This window comes from Shewanella chilikensis, assembly GCF_002836945.1.
GTDB classification, from domain to species: domain Bacteria; phylum Pseudomonadota; class Gammaproteobacteria; order Enterobacterales; family Shewanellaceae; genus Shewanella; species Shewanella chilikensis.
In genome coordinates, this window is sequence record NZ_NIJM01000014.1 from 12,926 (window position 1) to 35,913 (window position 22,988).

General features: G+C 56.3%; 14 protein-coding genes. 6 read left to right on the top strand and 8 right to left on the bottom strand.

Annotated features, from left to right (window positions below; translation table 11 throughout):
* The first annotated feature begins 47 nt into the window (after nt 1–47).
* The 5 genes from recC to CX651_RS07205 all read left to right on the top strand — a co-directional run bounded on the left by recC (nt 48) and on the right by CX651_RS07205 (nt 11,096).
* Nucleotides 48–3,677 (top strand): exodeoxyribonuclease V subunit gamma, encoded by a 3,630-nt coding sequence (gene recC / locus CX651_RS07185; RefSeq protein WP_101055118.1) that lies wholly within the window; start codon nt 48–50, stop codon nt 3,675–3,677.
* 1 nt (nt 3,678) lies between these two features.
* Nucleotides 3,679–7,344, top strand: a complete 3,666-nt coding sequence (gene recB / locus CX651_RS07190; protein WP_101055120.1) for an exodeoxyribonuclease V subunit beta — start codon at nt 3,679–3,681, stop codon at nt 7,342–7,344.
* Entirely contained in the window at nt 7,341–9,344 is a 2,004-nt protein-coding gene (recD, locus tag CX651_RS07195; protein WP_101055121.1) for an exodeoxyribonuclease V subunit alpha, read from the top strand. The genes recB and recD overlap by 4 nt, the downstream gene beginning before the upstream one ends.
* Before the next feature lie 215 nt (nt 9,345–9,559).
* The gene (locus CX651_RS07200) at nt 9,560–10,570 is read left to right on the top strand and encodes a D-alanine--D-alanine ligase (protein ID WP_101055123.1); all 1,011 of its coding nucleotides are present in this window, start codon (nt 9,560–9,562) and stop codon (nt 10,568–10,570) included.
* Between the two features lie 133 nt (nt 10,571–10,703).
* Nucleotides 10,704–11,096: a VOC family protein gene (locus tag CX651_RS07205; protein ID WP_101055125.1), complete on the top strand. Its 393-nt coding sequence runs from the start codon at nt 10,704–10,706 to the stop codon at nt 11,094–11,096.
* A gap of 111 nt (nt 11,097–11,207) precedes the next feature.
* Here CX651_RS07205 and CX651_RS07210 read toward each other — a convergent pair whose 3' ends face one another.
* The 5 genes from CX651_RS07210 to CX651_RS07230 are packed head-to-tail and all read right to left on the bottom strand — an operon-like array spanning nt 11,208 to nt 15,243.
* Nucleotides 11,208–11,795 carry a cytochrome c3 family protein gene (locus tag CX651_RS07210; protein ID WP_025009645.1) on the bottom strand — a complete coding sequence of 196 codons (588 nt, stop codon included), beginning with the start codon at nt 11,793–11,795 and terminating at the stop codon, nt 11,208–11,210.
* An 8-nt stretch (nt 11,796–11,803) separates the two neighbouring features.
* Entirely contained in the window at nt 11,804–12,280 is a 477-nt protein-coding gene (locus CX651_RS07215) for a nitrate reductase cytochrome c-type subunit (RefSeq protein ID WP_025888064.1), read from the bottom strand.
* 13 nt (nt 12,281–12,293) lie between these two features.
* Nucleotides 12,294–14,783 (bottom strand): nitrate reductase catalytic subunit NapA, encoded by a 2,490-nt coding sequence (gene napA / locus CX651_RS07220; RefSeq protein WP_101055190.1) that lies wholly within the window; start codon nt 14,781–14,783, stop codon nt 12,294–12,296.
* Between the two features lie 2 nt (nt 14,784–14,785).
* Nucleotides 14,786–15,043, bottom strand: coding sequence for a chaperone NapD (locus CX651_RS07225; protein WP_101055127.1), 258 nt, complete (start codon nt 15,041–15,043; stop codon nt 14,786–14,788).
* A gap of 38 nt (nt 15,044–15,081) precedes the next feature.
* Complete coding sequence (locus CX651_RS07230) at nt 15,082–15,243, bottom strand: nitrate reductase (protein ID WP_039033272.1); 162 nt, start codon at nt 15,241–15,243, stop codon at nt 15,082–15,084.
* 622 nt (nt 15,244–15,865) lie between these two features.
* Between CX651_RS07230 and CX651_RS07235 the strand changes: the two genes are divergently transcribed.
* Entirely contained in the window at nt 15,866–17,176 is a 1,311-nt protein-coding gene (locus CX651_RS07235; RefSeq protein WP_226564080.1) for an ammonia-forming cytochrome c nitrite reductase subunit c552, read from the top strand.
* A 202-nt stretch (nt 17,177–17,378) separates the two neighbouring features.
* On the opposite strand, the gene hrpA is transcribed toward CX651_RS07235, so the two are convergent.
* The 3 genes from hrpA to CX651_RS07250 form a co-directional block, all read right to left on the bottom strand.
* On the bottom strand, nt 17,379–21,254 hold the full coding sequence (gene hrpA / locus CX651_RS07240; RefSeq protein ID WP_101055129.1) for an ATP-dependent RNA helicase HrpA: 3,876 nt from the start codon (nt 21,252–21,254) through the stop codon (nt 17,379–17,381).
* Between the two features lie 109 nt (nt 21,255–21,363).
* Nucleotides 21,364–21,780: a CBS domain-containing protein gene (locus tag CX651_RS07245; RefSeq protein ID WP_101055194.1), complete on the bottom strand. Its 417-nt coding sequence runs from the start codon at nt 21,778–21,780 to the stop codon at nt 21,364–21,366.
* 95 nt (nt 21,781–21,875) lie between these two features.
* Entirely contained in the window at nt 21,876–22,910 is a 1,035-nt protein-coding gene (locus CX651_RS07250; RefSeq protein ID WP_101055131.1) for an isoaspartyl peptidase/L-asparaginase family protein, read from the bottom strand.
* Nucleotides 22,911–22,988: the final 78 nt, after the last annotated feature.

Sequence of the window (22,988 nt, forward strand, 5' to 3'; positions counted from 1 at the left end):
GAGCACCAAAGCAATAAACGGCCCAAAGCCAGGTAACCCTGCTGCCTATGTTTACTCTTATCCAGTCCAACAAGATGGAATTGCTGTCGGCCACCCTGGCAGACCGGCTTCGCGATGGCGTGCCCGGCATGTCGCCGCTTAGCTGCGAGCAAATTCTGGTGCAAAGCCCCGGCATGTCCACCTGGCTCCGCCTTGAGCTGGCACGCCACAATGGCGTGGCGGCGGCGCAGGAGTTTCCGCTGCCGTCCAGCTTTATCTGGCAGCTCTGTTATCTGCTGCTCGATGACGTGCCCAAGGAAAACCCCTTTACCAAGGCGGCGATGACCTGGAAACTGATGGCGCTGTTGCCCTCCCTTCTGGATAGAGACAATTTTGCACCGCTCAGACATTATCTGGGCGACGATGTCGAGCTCAAACTGTTTCAACTCAGCGGCCGTATCGCCGATATTTTCGATCAATATCTGGTATACCGTCCGGAATGGATCCTCGGCTGGGAGCAAAATGAATCCCCGCTGGAGATAGCGCCGCAGCACGCCTGGCAACCCGAGCTTTGGCGCGAGTTGGTGCGTTACAACAATCAGGAATTGCAGCAGAGCCATTACCACAGGGCCAATCTGCACCAAGCGCTGATAGAAACGCTGACAGGCGGCAGCGATCATGCCTTGGAAGACCTGCCGCCCAGATTATTCGTGTTCGGGATCTCCTCGATGGCGCCGCAAACACTGGATGTACTCTATGCGCTCGCCAGTCGCATCGAAGTAGTGATGCTGAGCCTCAGCCCCTGTCGTCACTATTGGGGCGATATCATAGAGCCCAGGGCGCGAGCGCGAATGGCGCTGGCTTTTGAGGGCAAGAAACAGTTGCCCGAGCTCTGGGAAGACAAGCTGGAAGTGGGCAATCCCATTCTGGCCAATAACGGCCGTCTCGGCCGCGAGCTGCTGGATATGGTGCTGGAGCTGCCACCCGAGCGGCTGGAACTGGAAGAGCTGTTTCACCCAGGCAACACAGATACCCTGCTCGGCGGCATTCAAAATGACATTCTGGAGATGGAAACCTTAGGCGAGCCTCTGGGGCCGGATGTCAGCAAATACCTGAATATCGCCCGGCGCAGGCCCTTGGCCGCCACCGACGACTCCATCACACTGCGAAGCTGTCACAGCCCGCTGCGTGAAGTGGAAACCTTGCACGATCATCTGCTGCATCGCCTGCGCAGCGACCCTTCGCTGGCCGCCAAAGACATCATGGTGATGCTGCCCGATGTGGCCGCCTACGCCCCCTATATTGATGCGGTGTTTTCCGCCAAGAGCGGCGATCATTTCATCCCCTATGCCATAGCCGATCGCGGCGCGGCCCAGGAATCCCCCTTAATTGCCGGTTTTCTCAACCTGCTGGCGCTGGACAAGAGCCGCTTTGGCCTGACAGACATCATCAGTATTCTCGAAGTACCTGCTGTGCTGGCCCGCTTTGGCATAGCCCAGGAGGAGCTGGAGCAGCTCAAGGGCTGGCTCAAGGCCGCCGGTATTCGCTGGGGCCGCGACAGTCACAACCGCGAAGAGCTGGGCTTGCCCGGGTTTGACAAACACTCCTGGGCCTTTGGGATCCGCCGCATGCTGCTGGGCTATGCCCTGGGTGATGATGCCGAGCTGTATCAGGGCGATCTGCCGCTGGCCGGTATTGAAGGCCAGTCGGCGCAAGCGCTCGGCAAGCTGTTGAATTTTATTGAAGCGCTCGATGACTTCAGGGAAGAGCTCAAGCAGCAAACCCCTCCGGATGAGCGGGTGGCGCAGCTTAACGCCCTGCTCGATGCCTTTTATCTGGCCCAGGAAGACGATGCCAGGGAAGAGATCAACGACATTCGCCAGGCCATAGACAGATTCGCCGAAGAGCTGCGACTGTCGGGCTTTAGCGGGGTATTGCCGCTGACAGTGGTTTGGCAATGGTTCAACTCTACCTTGAGTGAGTCCAGGGTCGGTCAGCGTTATCTCGCCGGCAGCGTCAACTTCTGTACCCTGATGCCGATGCGCTCCATTCCCTTCCGCCAGGTGTGTTTGCTGGGAATGAACGATGGCGTCTACCCCAGGGTGCAACATCCTGTGGGGTTCGATCTCACCGCCCATGAAAAGCCAAGACGCGGCGACCGCTCAAGACGCCTGGATGACAGATACCTGTTTCTCGAAGCCTTGCTGTCGGCCCGGGATCAGCTCTATATCAGTTACATAGGCCATAGCGAGCGCGATAACAGTGAACGTATTCCCTCCATGCTGGTATCGGAATTGCTGGAATACATTCAGCTGTGTTACCGCCCGGACGAGGCGCAATTTACGCCGTCATCAGTGCCCACAGATGCCGATGAGATTGCCGCCCTTGGCGATCTGGCGGCCGATGCGCTGATGCAGCGCCTCATCATTCAGCAACCGCTGCAGCCCTTCGACGCCCGGCTCTACAGTGACAGCGAGCTGCCCGGCAGTTTTGCAACCCAGTGGTGCCCCCGGGAGATGTTTGCCGCCCAAAGTCCTGCGCCCTTTATTGAACATGAGCTGGGCGAGGAAACCGGCCTCAAGGAGCCGGAGCTGGAACTCTCGGCGCTGATCCGCTTTTTCCGCAACCCGGCGCAGTATTTCTGCCAGCGGGTGCTGCAGCTGGACTTGAGGCTGGATATCGACAGTCAGGACAATGATGAGCCCTTTGAGCTCAACGCCCTGCAACGCTATCAGCTGCAGCTGCTGATGATGCAGGATGCGCTGGAAGACGAGCGCGGAGAGCTGGATGAAACCCTGCTCGACAAGCTCAAGGCCGAAGGTCTGCTGCCGATGGCGCCGTTTGACGATCTGCTGCTGGATCAATACCGCCGCGATATCGCCCCGGCGGTAGAGCGCACCCGTTTTCTTCGCGCCGAATTGCCCAAGCCGGATGCCGTTGAAATAGCGCTCAAGCTCGAGGTCAATGGCCGCGAGTTGCTGCTCAGTGGCCGCATCGAAGACTGCTACCCCAAGGGGCTGGTCAACTTAAGGCCGGGTACCACCAAGCCCAAGGATCTGTTGAGCCTCTATATTCGCCATCTATGCCTCAATGCCAGCGGCATTCACAGGCACAGCTATCTGCTGGATGCCGGTCACTTCCACGCCATGGCGCCGCTCAAGGCCGAGTCCGCCAAGGCCCTGCTGGGTCAGTTGGCCGCCTTGTTTGAGCTGGGGCAACATAGGCCGCTGCCTTTTATGGCGCAAACCTCCATGGCGTACTTCAGCGCCGAGGTAGAAGATGGCTTGCCCATTGACACTGAACATCAGCTGCGGCTTGCTGAGGCCGAGAGCGCCTGGTTGGATGATGCCGGGTTCGGTGACGGCCAGGATCCCCATAACGCCCGCCTGTTCCGCTTTCCGGAAGACTTCGGTTTAACCCTTGATGACAGTACCTATGCTGCCACGGCGGCGGATTTTGGGCTCAAAGCTGGCGAACCTAAGCTGAATGAAAATGAGCTGAGTGAAAATGAGTTGAGTGAAGATGAGTTTACCCTGAGCGACATGAGTGCGGGGTTGCCAGGCGGTTGGCAACTCAGACTCAAGCGAAGCCTGAGTTTCCCGGGGTTGGCCCAGGGGATTTTGGCGCCGCTTATCAGCCTTTACCACAAAGACAAACTGGCCGCCCTGGCCGATTTTACCCAGATGGGACAGGAATAATATGCAAGCACTGGAGCCATTGAGTTTACCGCTGAGCGGCCGGCGCCTGATTGAGGCCAGTGCCGGAACCGGCAAGACCTACACCATTTCCGGCCTCTATCTGCGCTTATTGCTGGGTGATTTTGAGCGCCCGGGCCTCGGTTGTGAGCAGATCCTGGTGGTCACCTTTACCAACGCCGCCACCGAAGAGCTGCGCGACAGAATACGCAAAAGGATCCGCAGCTGTTATCAGCGCTTTATCGGCTTAAGCGTCAAAGACGATTTTATCGAGCAGCTTTATCAGCGCTGCCCGCCAACGCAGCGTGCAACCGCCCTCAAGCAGCTGGATCTGGCGCTCAAGAGCCTGGATGAAGCCGCCATTTTTACCATTCACGGCTTTTGCCAGCGGATCCTCTCGGATATGGCCTTTGAGTCGGCGCTGCTGTTCGAGTCGGAATTTACCCTGGATGACAGCGAATATCTGCGCCAGAGTGTGCGCGATTTCTGGCGCCATGTCTGCTATCGGCTGCCAACAGCGCTGGCGACCGCGATAGCCGCCCATTACGCCACTCCGGATGCGCTGGGGCGCGAATTGAGACCGCTGCTCGGCGCCAGTCAAGCGAGCGCCAACCGCGACCCGGGGAAATTCGACCAATATGCCGAGCAGTTGCAGACTCAGCTCGCAAGGCTGCGACTGAGCTGGCCAAGAGAAAGGGACACCATCGAGGCCCTGCTCCACAGCCTGCCGCTCAACGGCACCAGCTATGGCAAGCAGGCCGATGGCTACCCCAAGCTCACGGCCATGCTGGAGCAGATGGACAACTGGGCCAAGTATCATCAGGGGCTGCCGACCCCGAAACTCCTGGACAGCCTGGCTCTCGGGTCACTGAAACTGAGAAAAGGCGGCGAAATCCCTACAGCACAACAAGCGCCGCTACTGGCGCAGATAGAAGCGCTCAGAGACAGCGTAGACTCGCTTATTCCGGCATTTCTCTATCAGGCAAGAGCCCAGATAGCCGAGCGTTTTGCCGAGCTCAAGGCCGAGCGCAACTTGCTGAGCCCGGACGATCTGCTGCTGACCCTGGCCAAGGCCATAGGCGGCCTGACCCAGACGGCGCCGGATAGCGGCCTTGCCATAGGTGAGCAGCTCAAGCAGGAGATAGGCAAACGCTTCCCGGTGGCGCTTATCGACGAATTTCAGGATACGGATCCGCTGCAGTTTGCAATTTTCTCCGGCATCTACCCGGCGCAGTTGCCACAGCAGGAAGCGGATGCCGGCGCCCAGTCCGAGCCCGAGCCTGAACCCAAGCCTGAGCCAAGTCGCACGCTGTTGATGATAGGCGATCCCAAGCAGGCGATTTACGCCTTTCGCGGCGCCGATATCTATACCTATATTGAGGCCAGGCGCAATACCGCCGATCACTATAATCTGGACACCAACTACCGCTCGGCCTGCAACATGATTGCAGCAGTCAATCGCCTGTTTGCCAACCGCAGCGATCCTTTTATCAGCGACGCCATCCCGTTCGAGCCGGTCAAGGCCAAGGACGCAGGCAGCAAACAGCTGCTCGCGCCCGGCAGAGACTCGGCGGCGCTGCAGCTCAGGCTGCTCAAGGAAGATCCGGACAAGGGTCTCAACAAGACCCAGGCCCGTAAACTGCTGGCCGAAGATGCTGCTGCCGAAATCGTGCGCCTGCTCAATGCCGCCAACCGCGGCGAGTGCCGCCTCACCGGCAGTGAGCAGCCGCTGCGCGCCCGGGATATCGCCATTTTGGTGCGCGACAGAAATGAAGCCGCCGTCATGCAACAAGCGCTCAATAATCGCCAGATCGGCGCCGTGTTCCTCAGCCGCGACTCGGTAATGGTCACTGAGGAAGCGCGGGAAATCGCCCTTATCCTCAAGGCTCTCGCCAGCCCCAGGGATGAACGGGCGATTCGCTCGGCACTGGCCTGCCGCTTGCTGGGTTTCAGCGCCAATAAGATCCATGAATTCAACCAATCTGAGACACTGCGCGCCGAGGTGCTCGATACCTTCATGTCGCTGCATGAGCTCTGGAGCCGCCGCGGCATCATGCCGGCGCTGCTCAATCTCGCTGATCACTGGCAACTGCTGGAACGGCTCGGCCGAGAGGCCAACGCCGAGCGGCGTCTTACCGATTTTCGCCATCTGGCGGAACTGCTGCAGCAAAAATCCACCGAACTCGAAGGAATGAGCGCCCTGGTCAACTGGTTTGAGCAGGAACTGCTCTCCGGCCAAAGCCGTGAAGAGCAGCAATTGAGGCTCGCCAGCGAACAAAACCTGGTGCAGATAGTCACCATCCACAAGAGTAAGGGGCTGGAATATCCTGTGTGCTTCATCCCCTTTGTCAGCCTGGCCCGCGACGGCAGTCGCCGCCCCTCGCCCATGCTGTACCACAAAGACAATCAATTAGTCTGGGATCTGGACGCCAGTGACGAAGGCTGGGAAGCCTGTAAACGCGAGACGCTGGCCGAAGATCTGCGCCTCTTGTATGTGGCGCTGACCCGGCCCGTATATCGCTGTTATCTGGGGCTGGCCAATCACTGCCGCATGAACAAGACGGGCATCAACAGCTTTTTGAAAGATACCGCCATAGGCTATCTGCTCGGCATTGAAGACAAGGACTGTGACGGCGACAGGTTGCAAAGCGCCGCCGCCTCCCTTGTTTGCGAGGCCATCTCCTTGACCGGGATAGGCGATGCAGATCCAAGTCACCTTCAAGGCACTGAAAACCACTCTCCAAGCCCACTTTGTGCCCAGGTGCCGGCGGCGCGTCAAGGCGCGCCCTGGCGGGTCGGCAGCTATTCCGGCCTGGTCAAACATCTGCCCCACGAGCGGGTGTTGCCGGGCGCCGGTGATGAGGAGTTTGAAATCGAGCCGGCCTCTGTCTATGAGCCGCAGGATGTCTTGCAGGCCAACCGCTTCAGCTTCGAGCGCGGCGCCAATGCCGGTTCTTTTATGCACCTGGTGCTGGAGAAAATCGACTTTACCCAGGCCGAGGAGGAACTCTTGCTGCATCTGCCCCAGGCGATGCAGCAATACGGCATCGACAGCGATTGGCAAGATGTGCTTTATGACTGGTATCGGGATCTGCTTAACGCCGAAATCGCTCTGCCCCAGGGGCAGAGTCTGCGCCTTGGCGACCTCAGCAAGCGCCAAAAGCTGGTGGAGATGGAGTTTTATCTGCCCCTTGGCGGCGATACCCAGCTTATCGATACCGAGCTCAGTCGCTTGCTGGCCAAGCACGGTTATGGCGGTGAACTGCGCTTCGATGCCTTCAAGGGCATGCTCAAGGGGTTTATCGATCTTACCTTTGAATATCAGGGCCGTTTCTATATTGCCGATTATAAATCCAACCATTTGGGGGACGATTTCAGCGATTACCGCCAGGACAAGATGGCCGCCGCCATCAGCGAGCACAGATACGATCTCCAGTACCTGCTCTACAGCCTGGCGCTGCACAGATATCTGAGCCTCAAACTGCAGGACTATTGTTATCAAAGCCATTTCGGCGGCTGCTGTTATCTGTTTTTACGGGGCATGTCCGCGGCCCATCCCGGCGCCGGGGTGTTTGTGGACAGGCCGGATGAAGCCGTGATCCTGGCCCTGGATGCCTTACTCAAGGGCGAGTCGCCCTCGAGCGCCCCTCAGTTGGAGTTGAGTCTATGACAGATAGCCCATCAATACTGCAAAGCAGCCAAGCTGTTACTGCGCTGCTCAAGCAATGGGAAGAGCAGCGGCTGCTGACGGCACTCGACCGCCACTTTGCGCTGCAGATGGCCGCCATTCACCAAGAGCCATCGCCGCTGTTTCTGCTGCTGTGCGCCCTGCTGAGCCGCCAGTTATCATCGCAGCACGCCTGCCTGCCACTGGGGAGCATAGCTTTTGATAATCCGCTGGCAGAGCCCCACCCCAGTGTGCGCCTCAATACCGACCCGGCAAGCCTTGAGCTGGCGGTGGCCAATTTTGCCGCCGTCGGCGCCCCGGGTGAAGACAAACCCTTGATCCTCGACGCTGGCCGCCTCTACCTCAAACGCTATTATGATTTTGAGTGCCGGGTCGCTCGGCGCCTCACCGCCATGGCCGCCACTGAATACCCCGCCACCGACGAAGTGCGACGCGCGCTCGATTGCCTGTTTTTGCCGCCCGCCAGCCATACTGGCCAAGCGACTATTGATGCATCTCAAGCCGATAGTGAAGCTCAAACTGATGGTGAAACTCTAACTAATAGAGAAAATTCCGGCAAACGCGATTGGCAAAAAGTCGCCACCGCCACCGCCTATTGTCGCCAGTTGGCGGTGATCACCGGCGGCCCGGGCACAGGCAAGACCACCACAGTCACCAAGCTGCTGATGCTCCTGTGTCTCGGCAGTGAGATGAACATACGTCTGGTGGCCCCCACGGGTAAGGCGGCTGCGCGCCTGACCGAATCGATAAAGGCCTCCAAACAGCGCCTGGCCAAAGAACTTCTTCCCTTTGCCGCCGAGCTTGACCTTGGCGCCATAGACAAGATCCCCGAAGAAGCCGCCACTGTGCATCGTCTGCTGGGGGTGATCCCCGGCTCGCACAAATTCCGTCATCACCAGGACAACCCGCTGCATCTGGATCTGCTGATTGTCGATGAAGCCTCCATGGTGGACTTGCCTATGATGGACCGGCTGCTCGATGCCCTGCCCGCCAATGCCAGGTTGATACTGCTCGGGGATCAGGATCAGCTGGCCTCGGTGGAAGCCGGCGCCGTGCTCGCCGATATCTGCGCCGGTCTGCGCCACCAGCAGGACTGGCGCATGCGTTACAGCGCCGAGTTTGCCGCAACACTGACAAGGCTCACCGGCTTTGACCTCAGCGATTGCGTCAATCTCGCCCCCGGCATAGGCAATAATCTTTGTATGCTGCGTCACAGCCACAGATTCCGCGGCGATGCCGGCATAGGCGTGCTGGCCAAGGCGGTCAACCTCAGTGATGGCACCGCGATAACTGATGCCTGGAATGGCGGCTATCAGGAGCTTGAGTGGCTGGAAATCGGTAAACAGCAGCAGGGGCTGGCTCAGCTTCTCAGCCAAGCCTGTGAGCACTACCGCGACTATCTGGAAGTGGTGCACAGGCCGGACATCAGCGCCGAGGAGATCATCGCCCGTTACAACCGCTTTCGACTGCTGTGCGCCACCCGTGGCGGCGATTTCGGTGTCGAGGGGATCAATCGGCAACTGACACAAGTGTTGAAACAGGCCGGACTGATCGCTCCGCAGCAGGAGTTTTATCCGGGCCGGCCGCTGATCATCCAAAGCAACGATTACAACCTGGGGCTGTTTAACGGCGATATCGGCGTTATTCTGCCCGATCGTGACTGCAACAGGCTGCTGGCGCACTTTATTCAGGCCGACGGCAGTGTGCTCAAGGTGTTGCCGGCGCGTCTTCCCGGCCACGAGACCTGTTTTGCCATGACAGTGCACAAGTCCCAGGGCAGTGAATTTGATTCTGTGGCCTTGGTGTTGCCGCCGAGCCCGAGCCCGGCGCAGCTGCAACTGCTCACCAAGGAGCTGATCTACACCGCCATTACCCGCGCCAAACAACATTTTTGCTGCCTGGGCAACAGCTCAGTGTTTGACGGCGCCTGTCGTCGCCTCACGCGCCGGGCCTCGGGGCTGGCAGATAGGCTGTGGCAGTGATTGTGGCAGAGATTATGGCTATGGCAGAAACTATGACTGTGGCCATGACTATAACGAAAACAGCAACCGGGCCAGATGCCATACGGCCCCGTTTCGCTCTGGCGGCAAAATAACCAGATGAGAGCCTGCGTCAGCTGCCGTTATACTCAAGGCCTGTCTAAGCAGGCATAATATCGGCCAAGGTTATTTATCAGGCCGCTCAGTCAGGAGAATTCATGAGCAAAACCCATATCTTGTTACTCTGTGGCGGCGGGGCCGCCGAGCACAGTATCTCTTTGATGTCGGCTGACTATATCGAAAGTTGCCTGGCAAATATTCCCGACATGGAAGTGCTCAGGTTGGAGCTGGACGCCGCCGGCCACTACCACACCAAGCAGGGCCAGGTTTGCGAGCTGACCAATCGCCGTGAAGTGCGCTTCGATGAGGCCGAGCCCAGCTGGCCGGTGGACTATGTGATCCCCTGCATTCACGGCTATCCGGGTGAGACCGGCGATATTCAGTCCTATTTCAATCTGATCAACCTGCCCTATTTCGGCTGCGGCTCCGAACCCAGCAGCAACTGCTTCAACAAGGTCACGGCCAAGATGTGGTTCAGTGCGCTCGGCATCCCCAATACCCCTTATCTGTTTCTCAGTGAAGCCGGTGAAGTGGCCAACACCCGCTGCCGTGAGGCCTTGAATGAATGGGGCTCACTGTTTATCAAGGCGGCATCCCAAGGGTCATCCGTCGGCTGCTACCGGGTGGACAACGGCGATGATATCCCCTCGGTGCTGGAGCAGGCCTTCAGTTACTCCCCCTACGTGGTGGTGGAAAAGACCATCAAAGCCAGGGAGCTGGAAGTGGCCGTATATGAATACCAGGGTGAAGTGATAGCCACAGTGCCGGGTGAAATCATCTGCGCCAACAACACCTTTTACAGCTTCGATGAGAAGTATGATGCCAAGAGCAAGGCGGTAACCAAGGTCGAGGCCGAACTGAGCCAAGCGCAAATCGATACCATACGCGATTATGCCATTCGTGCCTTTAAGGGCATGAAGCTGTCCCACCTGTCGCGTATCGACTTCTTCCTTACCGATGAAGGCGAGATACTGCTCAACGAGATCAATACCTTCCCGGGCATGACGCCCATCTCCATGTTCCCCAAGATGCTCAGCAACAATGGCCATGATGTCAGCGAGTGGCTGGTGAGTAACATAAGACGCCAGCTGAGCGAACCGCTCAAGTAAAGCACCAGTAAAGTTCCAGGTTGAACCAAGCACCAACCGGACTGAAACAAACGCAAAACCACACCCGCCACTCGCGCGGGTGTTCTTTATCCTGCTAAGCTGACAATAGTTGTGACGGCATGCAGGAGAGCTTATGTTCAGTGCGATAGATATAGATCATCTGGTGTTGATCTGCAGCAGTCTGGAAACCAGCCAAGCATTCTATACCCAAGTACTGGGGGCTCATCCCGAGCGGCGGCTCGACTCCCCTCGCCTGCTGCAACTGAGATTCGGCAGTGCCCTTATCGATCTGGTGCCAAGAAGCGATCAACCTTTAGGCCTCAATATGGCGCACTTCTGCCTCAATATTGCCGCCAAGGATGAAGCCTCAGTGCTGCAACACCTGGAGCAACACGGCGTGCACCATGAAGGCTTTTCGGAAAAATATGGCGCCCGGGGTTACAGCCGCTCTATCTATATTTACGATCCTGACGGCAATCAAGTAGAGCTTAAACTCCTGAGTCGGCAACAGCAGAGCGGCCAATAAGGCGTTGCTTAATCATGGTTTTTGACTGGCGATTTAACAGATAAAAAAGCGCGCCGGGAAAGTTCGGCGCGCTTTTTCATGAAGCAATAGGCTATGCCCAGAGCTTTGGGCTCAGAAGCCTTCCACTCCCTGCATATCCGGCAGGTGATGGGCTATCCCCTTGTGGCAGTCGATACAGGTCTTCTCACCGCTTGCCAGCGAGGTGGAGTGCATATTGGCCGCCCGCTGTGACTGACGGGTGAAGTCCATATACTGGAAGTTATGGCAGTTTCGACACTCCAGCGAGTCGTTGGCCTTGAGTCTGGCCCACTCATGCTCGGCCAGTTCGCGCCGCTTGGACTCGAACTTCTCCCGGGTATTGATGGTGCCGAACACCTTGCCCCAAACCTCTTTGGAAGCCTGCATCTTACGGGCTATCTTGTCGGTCCAATTATGGGGAACGTGGCAGTCCGGACAGGTCGCCCGCACCCCGCTGCGGTTAGTGAAATGTATGGTGGTCTTCAACTCCTGATAGACGTTGTTCTCCATCTCGTGGCAACCGATACAAAAGGCCTCCTGGTTGGTGGCTTCCAGGGCAGTGTTGAAACCACCCCAGAAGATGATCCCGGCGACAAAGCCTCCCAGGGTCAAAAAACCCAGACTGAAGTGAACACTGGGCCGGTTCAGCACCCGCCATATCTGTTTCAGTTTCTCAAACATAGCGACTCCTAGTGGCTGGATGGGTTCTCAGCCCCGGACTTGAGCAAGTGATCCATATCGACAAAGTCATTCTCCACCATCAATCTGGCGTCCAGTTGCGGCACATGGCACTGGGTACAGAAATAACGTCTGGGTGACAGCTCGGCCAGGAAGTTATTGTCTCTGTCCATATAGTGAGTCACGCTCACCATAGGCGCCTGCGATTCACCGGTGCGACTGCGGGCATGACAGGACATGCACTTGTTGACCTTAAGATCCAGCTGGTAGCCGTCTATCTTGTGCGGTATAACCGGCGGCTGCATCGGGTAGTTACGGGTCTGTTTGATATCCGTATTTCTCACCTTCTGCATCACAGGTGGCGTCGGCTGGCTATTGAGCGGCGCCTGGCGCAAAGTCGCCACCTTATCCTCGGGAATGCCGGCAGCATTGACAGACAGCGCGGTCATCAGTGCAGCAAAGGCCAACAGGGTATGATTCGATTTCATCTTCTTATCCTCCTCAGGCCTTCATCACTTTCACGGCACACTTCTTGAAATCAGTCTGCTTGGACAGCGGATCCGTGGCATCCAGAGTCACCTTGTTGATCAACTGACTGGCGTCGAACCAGGGGACAAACACCAAACCCACCGGTGGCTTGTTGCGGCCGCGGGTTTCCACCCGGGTCAGTATCTCGCCGCGACGGGACACTACCTTGACCTCATCCCCTCGGCGCAGGCCGCGTTTCTTGGCATCATCCGGATGCATAAAGCACACGGCATCCGGGAAGGCGCGATAGAGCTCGGGTACCCTCTGGGTCATGGAGCCTGAGTGCCAATGTTCCAGCACCCGCCCGGTGGAGAGCCAGAGATCATATTCTGCATCCGGGGATTCTGCCGCCGGCTCGTATGGCAGCGCGAAGATAACCGCCTTGCCGTCTTTTTTGCCGTAAAACTCAAAGCCCTTGCCGGGTTTAACGTAGGGATCCGAGCCCTCACGGTAGCGCCAGAGGGTTTCTTTGCCGTCAACCACAGGCCAGCGCAAACCATGGGCCTGGTGGTACATTTCAAAGGGAGCCAAGTCATGACCGTGACCACGGCCAAAGGTGGCGTATTCCTCAAAAAGCCCTTTTTGCACATAGAAACCAAAGTGCTTGGCCTCGTCGTTCAGATACTTGTTGTCGCTTTCACTGAGAGGGAACTTATTGACATTGCCGTTCTGGTACAGCACTTCATACAAGGTCTTGCCCTTGTATTCGGGATTGGCCGCCAACACAGCCTCGGACCAGACTTCGTCTGTGGTAAAGCGCTTGGAGAACTCCAGCAACTGCCAGAGATCCGAGCGCGATTGTCCGGGCGCTGACACCAACTGATGCCAGAACTGGGTACGGCGCTCGGCGTTACCATAGGCGCCCTCTTTCTCCACCCACATGGCGGTGGGTAGAATGAGATCCGCGGCCTGGGTGGTAACCGTTGGGTAAGCATCGGACACCACAATAAAGTTTTCCGGATTACGGTATCCTGGCAAGCCCTCTTCGTTGATATTGGGGCCGGCCTGCATATTGTTATTCACCTGCACCCAGTAGCAGTTGAGATCGCCATCTTTCAGGCGCCGGTTCTGCTCTACCGCGTGGTAGCCGGGCTTGGGCGGAATGATCCCGGAAGGGATTTTCCAGATGGTCTCGGCAATCTTGCGGTGCTCTGGATTATTCACCACCAGATCCGCCGGTAAGCGATGGGAGAAGGTGCCCACTTCCCGCGCAGTACCGCAGGCTGAAGGTTGACCTGTGAGTGAAAACGGACTGTTGCCCGGGGTGGCTATTTTGCCGGTCAGCAAATGGATATTGTAGATAAGGTTGTTACACCAAACCCCTCGGGTATGCTGGTTAAAGCCCATGGTCCAGAAGGAGGTCACCTTCACCTCGGGATCGGCGTAGAGTTTCGCCAGCTCCAGCAATTTATGCTCGGGTACGCCCGAGAGCTTGCTGACCTTCTCCAGGCTGTAATCGGCGACAAAGGCCTTGAACTGCTCAAAGTCCATCGGGGTAGATTCACCGGCGGTGGCCACGTTCTTGGCTTTTTGCTGCAGCGGATGTGAGGGCCGCAGGCCATAGCCAATATCGGTTGTACCTCTGCGGAAGTTCACATGCTTGTTGACGAAGTCCCAATTAACCTTGTCATTACTGATGATGTAGTTGGCGACATAGTTGAGTATGGCCAGATCGGTTTGCGGCGTGAAGACAATCGGCAAGTCGGCCAAATCAAAGCTTCTGTGCTCGAAAGTGGACATCACAGAGACTTTTACATGGGGCGCGCTGAGGCGTCTGTCTGTGACCCGGCTCCAGAGGATTGGGTGCATCTCGGCCATGTTGGAGCCCCAAAGCACAAAGGCGTCGGCAGCTTCAATATCGTTGTAGCAACCCATGGGCTCGTCCATACCAAAGGTACGCATAAAACCGCCCACGGCCGAGGCCATACAGTGACGGGCGTTGGGATCAATATTGTTGGAGCCGAAACCTGCCTTCATCAGCTTGGAAGCGGCATAACCTTCCCAAACCGTCCACTGGCCTGAACCAAACATGCCCACCGCCGTCGGCCCTTTGGTCTTGATGGTGTGCTTCCACTTCTCGGCCATGATGTCAAAGGCCTGATCCCAACTGATAGGGGTAAATTCACCGTGCTTGTCATATTTGCCGTCTGTCATCCGCAGCATGGGAGTCTGCAGCCTGTCATGGCCATACATGATCTTCGACAGGAAGTAGCCTTTAATGCAGTTTAGGCCGCGGTTGACCTCACTGTTGGCATCGCCGTGAGTCGCCACGACCCGGCCTTCGCGGGTGGCCACCATCACAGAGCAGCCAGTACCGCAAAAGCGGCACGGCGCCTTGTTCCAATCAAGCTTGGTGTGTTCTGAACTGGTGATCAGGTTGCTGGCTGTGGCAGGTAAAGCCAATCCTGCGACCCCGGCTGCCGCCATGGCGGCATTGGCCTTCATGAATTCGCGTCTGTTCATTTTCATTGCTCTTCCTCTTCGAGCTGTTCACACTGGTGATACACCATAGCGGTGGAGATCACGCCCTTGAGGGCATTGATTCTGTCCATGGTGGCGAGGATCGCCTGTTCGGTCGGGCCTTCCAGCACTACAACCAGCTTACTTTCATCGTTAACCGACAACTCGGCATTGCCGAACGACAGAATTTGTTGACGAACGCCGGCCATCTTGGGTGGCATCACCTGAAGGATCAGGCTGCTGACATGCAATTCCCTACTCATCTGGTTCCCCTGTTTTAAGGACTCTCGTTATATTTGCGTTAACCGGCTCCCGGTGGACCGGTTAAAATTTGGCTAAACCAGATGGCAAAGCCCAAACCGCTGACCAGCAAAACCGACAACAGCGGCGCCAAAAAAACCGTCAGGAAGATAAATATCTTCAGCTCCAGACGTTTTTCATCAGTATTCGGTGTCTCGCTCATGGCTCCTCCTAGGCGCTATGAAGATGGCTTGCTGCTGTGCTATTCCAGGGCAACGGCCGCCAAGCCCGGCAGATTAAAGCCGCCTTTTAAATGCGATTTATTTTTCGGTTTCAATCATAAAGGCAAAGTGTTAACAAACTGTATACCCCCAAGTTGGTAAACACCTGATACTGTTGATCTGGATCATATAAATAGCCGGTAAAAGACGGATATCACTTATTTCAACCGCCTCAATCGATTGTAATTTCGACATTTTCCACTTTTAGCTATTCAGGCTCACATGAAATACAGCAAAGAAGTGGCTATTTCGCCAATAACTAACGGTTAAAAAACCAACGAAATAAGCAAAATATCCCTTAGGGAGTAGTGTCCAGGCTGGGCGGGCTTTAAAGCGATAAAACGGCTATATAAGGAGAAACTGAATCCTGTTTCAGGTCACAGAATTCAGTAAAAACAATATCTTGCGGTTGCAACTACAGACAGAGCTCCTTAGCATTATCATGCATTTTAGTTATATCTTTTTTGATTTCAGGGACCAAATTTCAAACGCCTGTTTGTGCGTCGTCCCAACCAAGGAGAGCCTGTCGTGAACCCCTTTACCCACCCTACTACATTGCCCTTAGTGCTCGGTTTGAGTCTGTCATTTTCCGTTGTCGCAGCAGATAAAACATCGAGCCTGCAATATCAGACCTGGGCGCAAACCTCTGAGGAGATGCAACGGGAAGATATGCTTGAGAAAAACCCCGCCAGCGTGATCCTCTGGGCCGGCTCGGCTTATGCCAAGGAGTACCATAGCCCCAGAGGGCACCACTTTGCCGTCGCCGATGTCAGTCACAGTCTACGCAGTGGTGTTAGCCCCAAGGCTGGTGAAACAGGCCTATCGGCCAGCTGTTGGACCTGCAAAACGCCGGATGCGCCCAGGCTGATGAAAGAGCTGGGTGTAGAAGGCTTCTCTGCCAAGAGCTTTGCCGAGCTGGGTCCGGAAATCCAAAATCCTGTGTACTGCTCCGATTGCCATACCCAAGGCTCAGCTGAACTGACACTGCCAAGACCTCATGCCCAGGATGCCATGGCCAAAGTGCACAAACCCTTTGGCGAACAAAATCAGTCTATGCAGCAATCACAGGTTTGCGGCCAGTGCCATGTCACTTACTACTTCCAGCCTGAGCGCCAGGACAAGGTCAATATCCCTTGGATCTTCGGCAACAGCGCCGATGAGATAGAAAAGTACTATGATGCCCGGCAGTTTTTCGAGTGGGTACACCCGATATCGAGAACGCCGCTGGTGAAGGCGCGCCATCCCGAGTTTGAGCACTGGAACCGCAGCGTCCACGCCGAGGCTGGAATCAGTTGTGTCACCTGTCATATGACCCAGGAAACCAGCGCCGACGGCAAATCTTTCACCAACCACAAGATAACCAACCATCTGCCGGACTTTGAAGCGGCCAATTGCAGCAGTTGTCACCAGAGTCAGCAACACATTACCCAACTGATTGCCGACAACAAGGCGCTACTGGAGACCAAGGCGCAACAGTTACAGGAACTGCTTATCAAGGCCCACTATGAAGCCGGTGCCGCCTGGAAGGCCGGTGCCCAATGGCAACAGATAGGAGAGGCCATTATGGGGATACGCCATGCGCAGTGGCGCTGGGACTTTGCCATGTCCTCCCACGGTATTCACGCCCACAACGCCAAAGAGGGTGAAGCCCTGCTGAACAAGGGCTTAGAGCAGATCCGCGCTGCCAGAGAGATATTGAGCAAGCTGAATGCCGACCTTGGCGTAACCCGAGTCGATTATCCGGACTACAGCACCAAGGCCAAGGCGCAGGCAGCCATAGGCGTGGAGCTGGAGAAACTGACCGAGGAGAAGCAGGCCTTTATCAAGACTGAAGTGAAAAAACATTGGCCCAAGGCTGCAAACTTCGGCTATTGAGCGGCAAGGTGAACAATTGCCGGAATGAGAGCCAAGCCTTAATCAAAACATGCAAATTTGATTGGGAATAAGCGGCGTTCGACAATAGCCGCGGTAGGAAATATGGCCGTTTACCAAGCGGGCACCAGCAGGCACTGTGTGTGCTCTGGGCCCGCCTGTTTTTTTATCGCGTCCACTTTAGGAGCCAGCTGCAGCTGTCCAGTTAAAACTGCTGCAACTGGTTAAGGATGCGCTTTTCCGATATCGGATAGGCAGTGCCCAGACTCTGGGCAAAACAGCTAACCCTGTACTCTTCCAGCATCCAGCGCACCTCGGCCAGCGCCTCCGGTACCGCCTGGCTGCGCGGCACCTTGGCAAGCGCGGCCTTGAACTCTGTCTCGGCGTTGTGAATGCTGTGCAGGTGCAAACGGTCACGGTTGGGATCCACCGGCAGCTTGTCCAGGCGCAGCTCAATCGCCTTGAGATAGCGGATCAGATCCCCAAGACGGCGCCAACCGGAAGCTTCAACAAATCCCTTGAACACCAGAGCGTCCAATTGGCTTTGAATATCACTCATGGCAAAAGCGATATCCAGGCTGATTTTACCCTTGAGACGCTTACGGATCTTCTGGTGCAAGGTCAAAATCTGCTCCACCTTAAGGGCGATGGCCGCTGCGGTTTCATTGAGCTCAGCCCTGACGATCTCCTTGGCTTTGGCAAAGTCATCGGCACTGCGGACATTCAACTGCTGCTCATCCAAAAGCTGCTGAATTGCCGCGGCAATAATGTCATCTATCAGTATCTGCACCTGGCCGAACGGATTGAAATACATCGCCAGTTTGGCCTTGTTGGGCAAGGCCTGCTGTAGATGTTTCACCGGCGATGGAATATTGATAAGCAGCAGCTTTCTCAGCCCTTGTCTGTGGTTGGAAAGCGCCTGCTGTTCGTCATCAAATAATTTGATAGAAACTGTATCACCGGCATCCACCAAGGCGGGGAAGGCCTTCACCTCATAGCTGCCTTTGCGGCTTTGATATTCCTTCGGCAGATCGCCAAAGCTCCATTCGGTCAGGGCGTTTTGCTCTATGCCCTTGTCGGCAACCTTGCGTATCGCCTGGTTTACCTGCCCCTGCAATGATGCCTTGAGGCTGTCGAGATCCCGGCTCTGGGCCAAGAGCTTGCCCTTGTCGTCTTCCACCTTGAAGTTCATCTTCAGATGGTCGGCAATGGCGTTAAGATCGAAATCCTCCGGATTGACGCGGGTGCCACTCATTCTCAACAGCTGTTTGCACAGGGAGGGCAACAAAGGCTGGGCAAAAGGTTCCATCGCCTGCACACAGGCGCGGGCATAATCCGGCGCAGGCACAAAATTGCGCCGCAGCGGTTTGGGCAAGGACTTGATCAGGGCAACACACTTCTCCTCCCTAAGCCCCGGCACCTGCCAGTCAAAATCGGTATCATCCAACTGATTGAGCAGCGCCACCGGAATAAGCACAGAGACGCCGTCATCCTCGGCCGCCGGTTCAAAATGGTAACTCAGCTTGAGGCTGAGATTGCCCTGCTGCCAGCTGTCGGGGAAGTCCAATGCCGATACATGGGTGTCATCCCTTTGCATCAAGAGTTCGCGGCTGAAATTGAGCAGCTCAGGGGTCTCTTTCCTGGCCTGTTTCCACCAGGTGTTGAATTTGGGCTGGTTGTATATCCCTTGTGGAATGCGCTCATCGTAGAAGGCGAACAAGGCATCTGTATCCACCAGAATGTCGCGCCGCCGCGACTTATGTTCGAGATCTTCCACCTCTTCGAGCAACGCCTGGTTGGCCTTGAAGAAGGCTTCATTGCAGCGTAGCTCACCCTCGGCCAGAGCCGAGCGAATAAAGATTTCCCGAGCCTTAACCGGCTCCAGCGGGCCAAACTGTACCCGGCGGCGGTTGACTATGGTGAGGCCATAGAGCACCTGATTTTCCAGGGCGATCACACTGCCCTGTTTGGCTTCGAAATGGGGCTCGTTGTGCTGCTTCTTGACCAGATGCGCCGCCAGAGACTCGAGCCATACAGGATCGATACGGGCGCAGGTACGGGCGAACAGGCGTGATGTTTCGGTAAGCTCGGCCGCCATAATCCACTTGGGGCCCTTCTTGGCCAGCGGCGAGCCGGGAAACACAAAGAAGCGCCGGTTGCGGGCCCCCAGATACTCGTTGTCTTTATCCTTGAAGCCGATATGGCTCAGCAGCCCCGAGAGCAGCGCCTGGTGCAGTGGCTCATATTCGGCGGCCTGACTGTTGAGGCGCCACTTGAGGTCGTGCACACTCTGACGCAGCTGGGCATAGAGATCCTGCCATTCGCGAATACGCAAATAGGCCAGATACTCGGCCTTCACCTGCTTGCGGAACTGGCTGGATGACAGGCTCTTCTGCTGCTCTTTGAGGTACTGCCACAGATTGAGCCAGGCAACAAAGTCGGAGTCTTTGTCGGCAAAACGGCGATGGGCCTCATCGGCGGCCTGTTTCTTCTCATGTGGCCGCTCACGGGGATCCTGAATCGATAACCCGGCGACAATCACCATCACCTCATGCAGACAGCCCAGCTTATTGGCCTCAAGCACCATGCGGGCCAGGCGGGGATCGACCGGGATCTTCGCCAGATCGCGCCCGAGCGGGGTCAGTTTCAGCGCCCCTTTGTGCTTGCTCACCGCCTGCAACTCTTCGAGCAGCAAGAAACCGTCGCGTATGTGGCGCGGATCCGGAGGCTGAATAAAAGGGAAACCCTCAATGTCACCCAGGCCTATGGCCAGCATCTGCAGGATCACGGATGCCAGGTTGGTACGCAGAATTTCAGGATCGGTAAACTCTGGCCGATTGATAAAGTCCTGTTCGTCATAAAGGCGAATACAGATCCCCGGCCCAACCCGACCGCAACGTCCCTGGCGTTGATTGGCACTGGCCTGGGAGATGGGCTCAATCGGCAAACGCTGCACCTTGGTGCGATAGCTGTAGCGGCTTATCCTGGCAGTACCAGGGTCAATAACATAGCGGATCCCTGGCACAGTCAGCGAGGTTTCGGCCACGTTGGTGGCCAATACAATACGCCGTCCTGGATGCGACTTGAATACCTTGGACTGCTCGCCGTATGACAAACGGGCATAAAGCGGCAAGATCTCGGTATCGCGCAGGTTACGCTTTTTCAGCTGCTCGGCGGTATCGCGGATTTCGCGCTCGCCGTTCATGAAAATCAGAATGTCCCCCGGGCCTTCGCGACAGAGTTCATCGACGGCGGCAAAGATGCCGTCCATCAGATCCAAGTCGGCGTCGTCATCCTGCAACAGGGGGCGATAGCGGGTTTCCACCGGATAGGTGCGGCCGGACACTTCCACCACGGGCGCATTGTCAAAATGCCTGGAAAAACGCTCCACATCTATGGTGGCCGAGGTGATGATCAACTTGAGATCCGGGCGCTTTTGCAAAATTTGCTTCAGATAACCCAGAATAAAGTCGATGTTGAGACTGCGCTCATGGGCCTCGTCTATGATGAGGCAATCATACTGACTGAGCCATTTATCCGATGCCAGTTCTGCCAGCAGGATACCGTCTGTCATCAGCTTGATATAGGAGTCCTGGGAAACCGCATCGGCGAAACGAACCTTAAAACCCACTGCCTGACCCAGCTCTGTCTTGAGTTCATCGGCAACCCGGCTGGCCACGCTGCGGGCCGCCAGCCGCCTTGGCTGAGTGTGACCAATCAGACCACGACTGCCAAGCCCCAAGTCGAGACAGATTTTGGGCAGCTGAGTGGTCTTGCCCGAACCTGTCTCACCGGCCACTATCACCACCTGATGATTGATGATGGCCGAGGCGATTTCATCGCGCTTTTGTGACACCGGCAGCTCATCCGGATACTCGATGACAGGCCTGTCTGCCAGCCTTTGCTGCGCCCTTTCATAAGCCTGCACCGCGGCTTCACTGAGCTCGGCGAGTTTTTGCTGTTTGGCTTCTGTATCGGGGCTTTTTTTCAAGCGGAATAAGCTGCGGCGAATGCGCGCCGCATCGGCTTGAAAGCAGAGATCCAGATATTCGCGGGAGAGTGGGTGCAGCTTAGCGTTCAAAACCTGTGTCCATTAGGGATCAAAAACGGCGATCCTAACAAGGATACGCCGTCTTGGGTATGCTTACTGACTGATAATGCCCAAATTTCAGTCAAATCAAGCGCAGTTGTCAGGCCGGGGTCAAATAACACTGCTGCATATAGCTGTTCATGGCCTTGAGCACATTGGTACGGTTGATGGTGCCCACCACCCGGCCATCTTCCACCACTGGGTATATTTTCGGCTTCTGCCCCAGCATCTGCTCGGCCAGCTGCAACATGCTGTCATCCGGTCTGACCCAAAGGACATCGGCGCGCATGCAGTCGCGCACCACGGCGGTCAAATCGCAGTGATAGCTGCTCTTGAGCATGGCAGCCATACAGTCTTGCTGTGACAAAAAACCCACCAGGCTTCCTGCTGCATCCACCACGGGCGCCCCGCCCTTGTTGGCCTCAAGCAGTTTTTCCACCGCGGTGGCTATCGACATATCCGCCTTCAGCAGCACGGGCTGACGGTCCATATGATCACGTATTTTTATCGAATCCATAGTTTTCCCCAAGTTCAAAACGGCTTCATTGTTCAGTGTAGCCAATATTTTGCCCTTGGGGTTCAAGCCAACAGCGATTGCCTCAATCCAAAATTTTAGTTATCCCGCCAGATCATCACTTCCGCCGCTTGATTGCTCTTGCGCCAGGCACGGTACATCCCTTCCGTGTTGAACGGCGTTGCCACATTGCCCCTTTGGTCAATGGCGATCACTCCGCCACTGCCGCCGGCAGAGATCAGCCGCTGGTTGATCACTTCATCGGCAGCCTGCAAAATCGACTTTTGCTGATACTTGGCCCTGGCGCAGATATCGCCGGCCACATGGAAACGGATGAAGTACTCACCGTGGCCGGTCGCCGAAACGGCGCAGACACCGTTCTCGGCATAAGTGCCGGCACCTATCACAGGTGAATCACCGATTCGGCCATAACGTTTGGCTGTCATGCCGCCGGTCGAGGTCCCGGCCGCCAGGTTGCCCTGCTTATCCAATGCCACTGCGCCAACTGTGCCGAACTTGTAATCGAGATCCAAAGGACTCAGACGCGCCTGAAAGTCTTTATTGGCTTCGGCGGCGTTGATTTTGGCCCTGGCATCGAGAAGCTGCTGATAGCGCGCTTCGCTGTCAAAGCGATTGCCAGGCACCAGCTCCATTCCCAACGTCAGGGCGAACTCCTCGGCGCCCGCCCCCGAGAGCATCACATGTTCTGACTTGTCTATCACGGCTCTGGCGAGATCGATTGGATGACGTATATGTTTAACCCCGGCAACGGCACCGGCATTCATACTCTTGCCATCCATGATGGAGGCGTCCAGTTCATGACTGCCATCAAAGGTATACACGGCACCGATACCGGCATTGAATAATGGACTGTCTTCCAGCACTCTGATGGCGGCCTGTACCGCTTCCATACTGGCGCCGCCCTTATCCAGTACCTTATAACCGGCATTGACGGCTTCGGTCAGCTTTTCACGATAGGCTTTTTGCTGCTCTTCAGTCAAAGCCGCCTTGGATATGGTGCCGGCGCCGCCGTGAATGGCAATCGCAAAGGGCGCCTCTGCAGCCTGGACCGACATCATACCTCCCAGCAGAAGTCCCAGGCTCAGACTTAAATTTTTTATATTTGTTTTCATTGTATTGCTTCCACATTAACGACTGCTGCCTTTGTAACCATTTTAGGTCCGGATGGCAATCTGTTACTTGCCTGAGCC